This window comes from Ruminococcus callidus ATCC 27760, assembly GCF_000468015.1.
Lineage (GTDB): Bacteria > Bacillota > Clostridia > Oscillospirales > Ruminococcaceae > Ruminococcus_C > Ruminococcus_C callidus.
Map to the genome: position 1 here is coordinate 1 of NZ_KI260351.1, position 6,322 is coordinate 6,322.

A 6,322-nucleotide genomic window follows, 5' to 3' on the forward strand; every position below is an offset into this window, starting at 1 on the left:
GGCGTAGGGTCAGCGGCGACCCGCCGCCCGCCGCAACGGGAGAATATTGCTCTCGAAATAGCATACAAAAAAACAACACCGCACAAAGTCTGACGAACAGCTTTGTGCGGTGTTTTTTGAAATAATGCAATGGCTTACTTGCTGGACGGCATCACCTTTGCCAATGCCCCTGCCATACCGGACAGCGGCAAGGTCTGGAGCCAGATGCGTCCCGGACCGGTGACCTTGGTGTTGAACAGTCCCTCGCCGCCGAGCAGCATGTTGCCTACACCTTTGACCATTTCCACGTCAATCGTGCAGGTTGCTTCCATGGCAGCCAGATTGCCGGTGTCCACCATCATGGACTGCCCCGGAGCCAGGTCATATGCGACCATGCTGCCGTCTACTTCCAGAAACAGCATGCCGTTTCCGGAGAATTTCTGCATGATGAAGCCCTCGCCGCCGAAGAAGCCGCCTGCCAGCTTTTTCTGGAAGAACAGCTCGAAGTGAACACCGACTTCCGAAGCCAGAAAGGCAGACTTCTGTGCCACAATGGAACGCTCCGGAGAGATCTGCACCGGCATGATCTCTCCCGGCACTGCGGAAGCAAAGGCGATCATGCCCTGTCCGCCCTTGGCGGTGTAGTGGTTCTGGAACATGGATTCACCGGTGAACGCACGGCTGAACATCTTGCCCAGTCCGCCGCCCTTGGTCTGCATCTCCATGTTGGGGGTCATCCATGCCATAGCCCCTTTCTGGCATAAAACGGTTTCCTCCGGCTCTACGGTCAGAACGACCACCGGATAGGGCTGTCCCTGAATCTGATACTGCATGTTGTAAATCCTCCTGTATATTTTTTAGGGCAAATGTATGAATGTATGCTCCAATTATCCCTGTAATCCCTTTGCACCGATGTGCACTTCTCCGGCGTGGAGGGTTTCCACGTTGCCGAAGCTGTCCCGCACGACCAGACCGCAGTCGTCGGCAATTTCCAGTACAGCCACTTTTTTGACAGTACCGTCATCTTTTGTCAGTTCCACGGTCTTTCCGATGAGGCAGGAACGGCGGCGGTATTCCGCCAGAAACCGCCGCTGGGGCAGTTCCCGCAGCACCTGCTCCATTTCATAGAGCACAGTTGCCAGCAGCTGGGCACGGCAGACGTGAATGTCCGGACGGGCTTCTTCCAGCGAAGTGACCGTGTGCCGCAGTTCCTCCGGCATGGCAATGCTGGTGTTCCGGACGTTGATGCCGATGCCGATAATGGCATGTTCCAGCTTGCCGGATTCCAGACTGACACCGCCCTCGGTGAGAATGCCGCAGCATTTCTTTCCGTCCAGATAGAGATCGTTCACCCACTTGATCTGCATTTGCGTGCCGTATAAAGCGTCAATGGCTCTGGCGGCGGCGACAGCAGCACAGGCAGTCAGCAGCGGTGCGTCCTGTAGGGAAACCGCCTCGGACAGGATCATGGAAAAATACAGCCCCGAACCGGCAGGGGATACAAAAGTGCGTCCTTGTCTGCCTTTTCCGGCAGTCTGGCAGTTTGCCGCCACCACCGTGCCGTGTCTGGCATGATCCCGCACCAGCGTTTTGCAGGTGTTGTTGGTGGAGCCCAGTTCCGAATAGACGTATAACGGGTGTCCCAGAATCCGGCTGTGCAGATACGGGCGGACGGATTCTTCTGTCAGCAGATCCACGCCCTGTGCCAGCCGGTAGCCGGTCTTTTTCTTGGCTTCAATGGGAAAGCCCTCGTCCTGTAACAGGCGGACGGCTTTCCAGACAGCGTTTCGGCTCACGCCCAGCTTTTGTGCCAGCGTTTCACCGGAGAGATATTGTCCGCTTGCTTCGGTCAGGCAGGCGGCAACGGCATCTTTTACTCGCATGATGCATAATGCTCCTTTGTTTGTCTTTGCAAAAATTCATATTTTTCGCAGGCTTTCGATATTAGTATTATAAACAATTTTCATGGTTTTGTCAAGGGAAAATTTACACGCAGATTTCGTGAAAAGCCGTCAGGCGACAGGCTGACCGCCGCAAAAAACAGCCGTCCGGAATCCGAACGGCTGTTGCTGTTATGACAATACCGTACAAAGATTGTGTGGTATTGCCTTATGTTTCTTGTAAATGCTTTCGCAGGATCAATAAGCCTTGCCCCACAGCACCATGTGCTTTGCCGGCTTGCCGCAGCAGACACACTTGTCCGAGATGTGCTTCTGCTCCAGCGGAATGCAGCGGGAACCTACGCCGGTAACTTCCTTGACCTTGTCCTCGCAGGCTTCGTCACCGCACCACATTGCTTCTACAAAACCGTCGCCCTTTTCTTCCAGAGCCTTGGTGATCTCGTCCATGGTCTGGCAGACATAGGTCTTGTTTGTCCGGTTTTCCAGTGCCTTCCGGAACATGCCCTGCGGCACTACGTTCTCCAGCAGGTCGCTGACGGTGTCGCACAGAGCCTCATAGTTCTCGTCCAGAGCGACCGTCTGCTTCTCGCCGTTGAAGCGGGTGGCAACGACACACTGTCCGGCTTCGATGTCCTTGGGGCCGATCTCGATCCGTACCGGAATGCCCTTCATCTCGTACTGGGCAAACTTCCAGCCCGGAGAGTTGTCGGAATCGTCCAGCTTTACGCGGATTCCCTTGGCAGCCAGAGCCTTGTACAGTTCTGCCGCCTTGTCCAGAACGCCTTCCTTGTGCTGGGCAATGGGCACGATAACTGCCTGTACCGGAGCCACAGCCGGCGGCAGTACCAGACCGCTGTCATCGCCGTGTGTCATGATGATCGCACCGATCAGACGGGTGGTCACGCCCCAGCTGGTCTGGTGCGGATATGCCAGCTTGTTGTCCTTGCCGGCGAACTGAATGCCGAATGCCTTGGCGAAGCCGTCCCCGAAATAGTGGGAAGTACCTGCCTGCAATGCCTTGCCGTCGTGCATCAGAGCCTCGATCGCATAGGTAGAAACTGCACCGGCGAACTTGTCGCTTTCGGTTTTCCTGCCCTTGACTACCGGCATTGCCAGACACTTTTCGCAGAAGTCGGTGTATACGTTCAGCATACGCTCGGTTTCTTCAATTGCCTCCTCTGCGGTGGCGTGAATGGTGTGGCCTTCCTGCCACAGGAACTCACGGGAACGCAGGAACGGACGGGTAGTCTTTTCCCAGCGTACCACGCTGACCCACTGGTTGTACAGCTTCGGCAGGTCGCGGTAGCTGTGTACAATGTCCTTATAGTGATCGCAGAACAGGGTTTCCGAAGTCGGACGGACGCAAAGCCGTTCCTCCAGCTTTTCGCTGCCGCCGTAGGTGACCCATGCCACTTCCGGAGCGAAGCCCTCTACATGATCCTTTTCCTTTTCCAGCAGGCTCTCCGGAATGAACATGGGCATGTTGACATTCACGTGACCAGTCGCCTTGAACATGCCGTCCAGAATCCGCTGTATATTCTCCCAGATCGCATAGCCGTAGGGACGAATGACCATACAGCCCTTTACGCTGGTATAAGATACGAGTTCTGCCTTTTTGCAGATGTCGGTGTACCACTGTGCAAAATCCACGTCCATTGCCGTGATCTCTTCCACCATTTTCTGATTCTTTTTTGCCATAGTATCCTCCTGTGGTTGTTTCCGGTGCAGCCGCACCGTCAGTCTGTTTTCAGTATAGCATATTTTTTGCGGAATTGCAAGGGGATTCTTGGATTTGTAAGGAAACACTGCATAAAGCTTGTGCGTAAGATGCGTAGTCAGATTTTTTGGCAGATTGTCAGAAATTCCGCAGGCAGACGTATGTCTGGCAAGGGATTTCTGGGCAATATGACGGAAAATCTGTACGCAGATTGCGTGCAAAGCCGTCAGGCGGGCTTTATGCAGTGTTTCCATAAGGCAAATCCTCGCCGTCAGGCAGACTGATGCGGTGCCGCCATAATATTCCCTATTGATTTCTCCGCGGTTTTCCTGTATAATAAGAATCAAAAGACAATCCCCCATTTTCAAGAAAGGACAAGCATATGAAACAGACTACGAAAAAACTTGCCGGACTGGCTTGCGGACTGGCTCTGGTGCTGGGCTGCGGTGCAGGAACGCTGACGGCTTCGGCGACCTCTGTGGGTGATGTCATTGCCCACGCCTATGCTGTAGGGCTGCCGGAGTCGGACATTCAGGCATGTATCGCCCAGTACAGCGGCAGAGAGTACACCTCCGAACAGTGCGATCAGGCGATCGCCGCATTGGACAACTGGGCAAAAGAGCGAGATGACAAGATCAACGAGGAGATCAATAAGGGCACCACAACGGCTGCTCCGGAAGAAAACCGCACCACGGAAACCACGGCAGCAACTGCCGCAGCGGCTGCCGGCAAAACTGCACAGACCACTGCTCCTGCCAAGAAAGATTTCCTGAACATGACGCTGAACGAAAAGGTGGAGTACATCAACAGCCTGCCTGCCGACCAGCGGAATGATTTTGTACAGAACATGAGCAACGAGGAGCGAAACAGCTTCCTCAAGCAGATGAAAACCAGCGACCAGCTGGACGTGATCTCCGCCATGACAGACGTGGGAAAGGCGTTCGGCGTGAACTTCTCTGTGGACAGCGTTTCCGATGATGCCATTTCTGTCAGCATTCACGACGAAAACGGCAACCTGGTAGGCGTTTCCACCTACGGCAACACCGTGGAAGCTACCGGAATTCCCTACACCGTACCGGTACTGATCGGCGGTGGTGCGATCCTGCTGGCATCTGCCGGACTGGGAGCCTTACTGCTCCGCAGCCGCCGCACTGCCGGACAGGCAGGAGGAACGCTATGAAAAAGAAAACGGATTCCACCATTTCTCTGCCTGTATGGGCACAGCTTCTGCTGCCGGTTCTGGTGACAGTGCTCTGTGCCGGCATTGTGCTGCTGTGCAGTATCCGCCCCTATGAACAGGCAAAAACCTATCTCAAAGTGGCTTTCATGGCAGGCAGCACCTCTGCTGCCGGAGAGAGCACCAACGGGCTGAACATTGTCCAGACGGACATTGACACCGACTACACCGGCAAGACGGATTCCGAGGGTACGCCTGCCGCAGTGGCTTACGGCAGCCAGTGTGCTGTGCTGGAAGCGAAATCCATCGGGCTGTACGTTCCCGTCTACTACGGCGGCGGCTCGGAACTGCTGGAGCAGGGAGCGTGTCTGACCACCGCTTCGGCTCTGCTGGGGGCGTCGGGAAACTCCGTCATCAGCGGACACGTGAACACCTTTTTCCACGACCTGTCCCAGCTGCAAGTGGGTGACACGGTGACCGCCTATACCACCTACGGCAAATTCACCTATGAAGTCACGGAGCAGATCCAGTTTGAATCTACCAGCAAGTCCTATCTGAAGCAGACAGACGACGATCGTCTGACACTGTACACCTGTGAGATGCAGCTTCTCGGCTCGTCCTCGAAACGGGTGGGCGTGATCTGCAAGCTGACGGATAAAGCATTCTACACCGACACCGAAGCCGGAAAAGGAGGTACCCAATGAAAACTGAAACCACTTCCGGCGGCATGGGCAAGCTGATACTGCGGCTGATCCTGTCGATCCTGCTGGTATTTTCCCTGCTGGGAACGGTCGGCTGTGCCGTGGGCATTTCCGTCCTGCACAGTCCGTCCCAGCTGATTGCCCAGATGCACAAGCAAAACGCGGGGCAAAAGGTCTACGACAGTTTACAGACCCGCTTCACCACCGACTACAACACTACTGCCGTTCCTGCGAATGTCTACATGGACGCGATCTCTGTGGACTGGCTGGAGCAGTGCATGGAGCAGAAGCTGACGGCTCTCTACGGAGCGGACAGCGATCTCCTTGATTTTTCAGCACTGGAGAGCAGCATCACGGATTACTTTGAGAAATATGCAGAAGAAAACCACTACGTCAAGGACGATACCTACAATGAGAAGTTGCAGGAAACCATTGACAACGGGGAAAAGATCATCTCTGATGCCACAGACCTGCTGCGGAAGGACACGCTCCAGAAGGCTGGCTATCTGTCCAAGCTGGAAAAGCTGCGGACGCTGACTTTTGCGGGTGCAGGCGTTTGCGGTGTGCTGACGGTACTGCTGCTGGTGCTGCTGCGGAACAGCTACTGGATCGGCACGGGCTGCTTCGGAGCAGGGGCACTGCTGACTGTCGGAGCCGGTGTAGTTTTCGGCACAGGCGTGATTCACCGGTTCGTGCTGAAAGAGGCGGCTGTTTACGCAGTAGTCACCGGTACGATGACTGCCCTCACCACGGCAGTGCTGGTGGCGGGCATCGTGCTGTTGGCAATAGGCGTTGTATTATTAGTGCGGCTAGTGCGGCGAGTCGCCGCTGACCCTACGCCCCAATT

The 6,322-nt window shown here is 55.3% G+C and carries 6 protein-coding genes; 3 read left to right on the forward strand and 3 right to left on the reverse strand.

The genetic code is table 11. From position 1 onward, the window contains the following. Positions 1-134 precede the first annotated feature (134 nt). From RUMCAL_RS04705 to proS, 3 genes are all read right to left on the reverse strand, one after another. Positions 135-812 (reverse strand): TIGR00266 family protein, encoded by a 678-nt coding sequence (locus tag RUMCAL_RS04705; protein WP_021681439.1) that lies wholly within the window; start codon positions 810-812, stop codon positions 135-137. A gap of 54 nt (positions 813-866) precedes the next feature. Next, a complete protein-coding gene (locus RUMCAL_RS04710; RefSeq protein ID WP_021681440.1) occupies positions 867-1,862 on the reverse strand; it encodes a biotin--[acetyl-CoA-carboxylase] ligase in 996 nt (331 codons plus the stop codon). Positions 1,863-2,117: 255 nt separating this feature from the next. Continuing rightward, positions 2,118-3,578, reverse strand: a complete 1,461-nt coding sequence (gene proS, locus RUMCAL_RS04715; RefSeq protein ID WP_040647053.1) for a proline--tRNA ligase — start codon at positions 3,576-3,578, stop codon at positions 2,118-2,120. A gap of 401 nt (positions 3,579-3,979) precedes the next feature. Here proS and RUMCAL_RS04720 point away from each other — a divergent pair, with 401 nt between their 5' ends. The 3 genes from RUMCAL_RS04720 to RUMCAL_RS04730 form a co-directional block, all read left to right on the forward strand. Then, positions 3,980-4,777, forward strand: coding sequence for a hypothetical protein (locus tag RUMCAL_RS04720; protein WP_021681442.1), 798 nt, complete (start codon positions 3,980-3,982; stop codon positions 4,775-4,777). Then, positions 4,774-5,478 carry a class D sortase gene (locus tag RUMCAL_RS04725; protein ID WP_021681443.1) on the forward strand — a complete coding sequence of 235 codons (705 nt, stop codon included), beginning with the start codon at positions 4,774-4,776 and terminating at the stop codon, positions 5,476-5,478. The genes RUMCAL_RS04720 and RUMCAL_RS04725 overlap by 4 nt, the downstream gene beginning before the upstream one ends. Beyond that, positions 5,475-6,322: hypothetical protein (locus tag RUMCAL_RS04730; protein WP_021681444.1), on the forward strand; the 848-nt coding region annotated here is incomplete at its 3' end. The genes RUMCAL_RS04725 and RUMCAL_RS04730, both read left to right, overlap by 4 nt.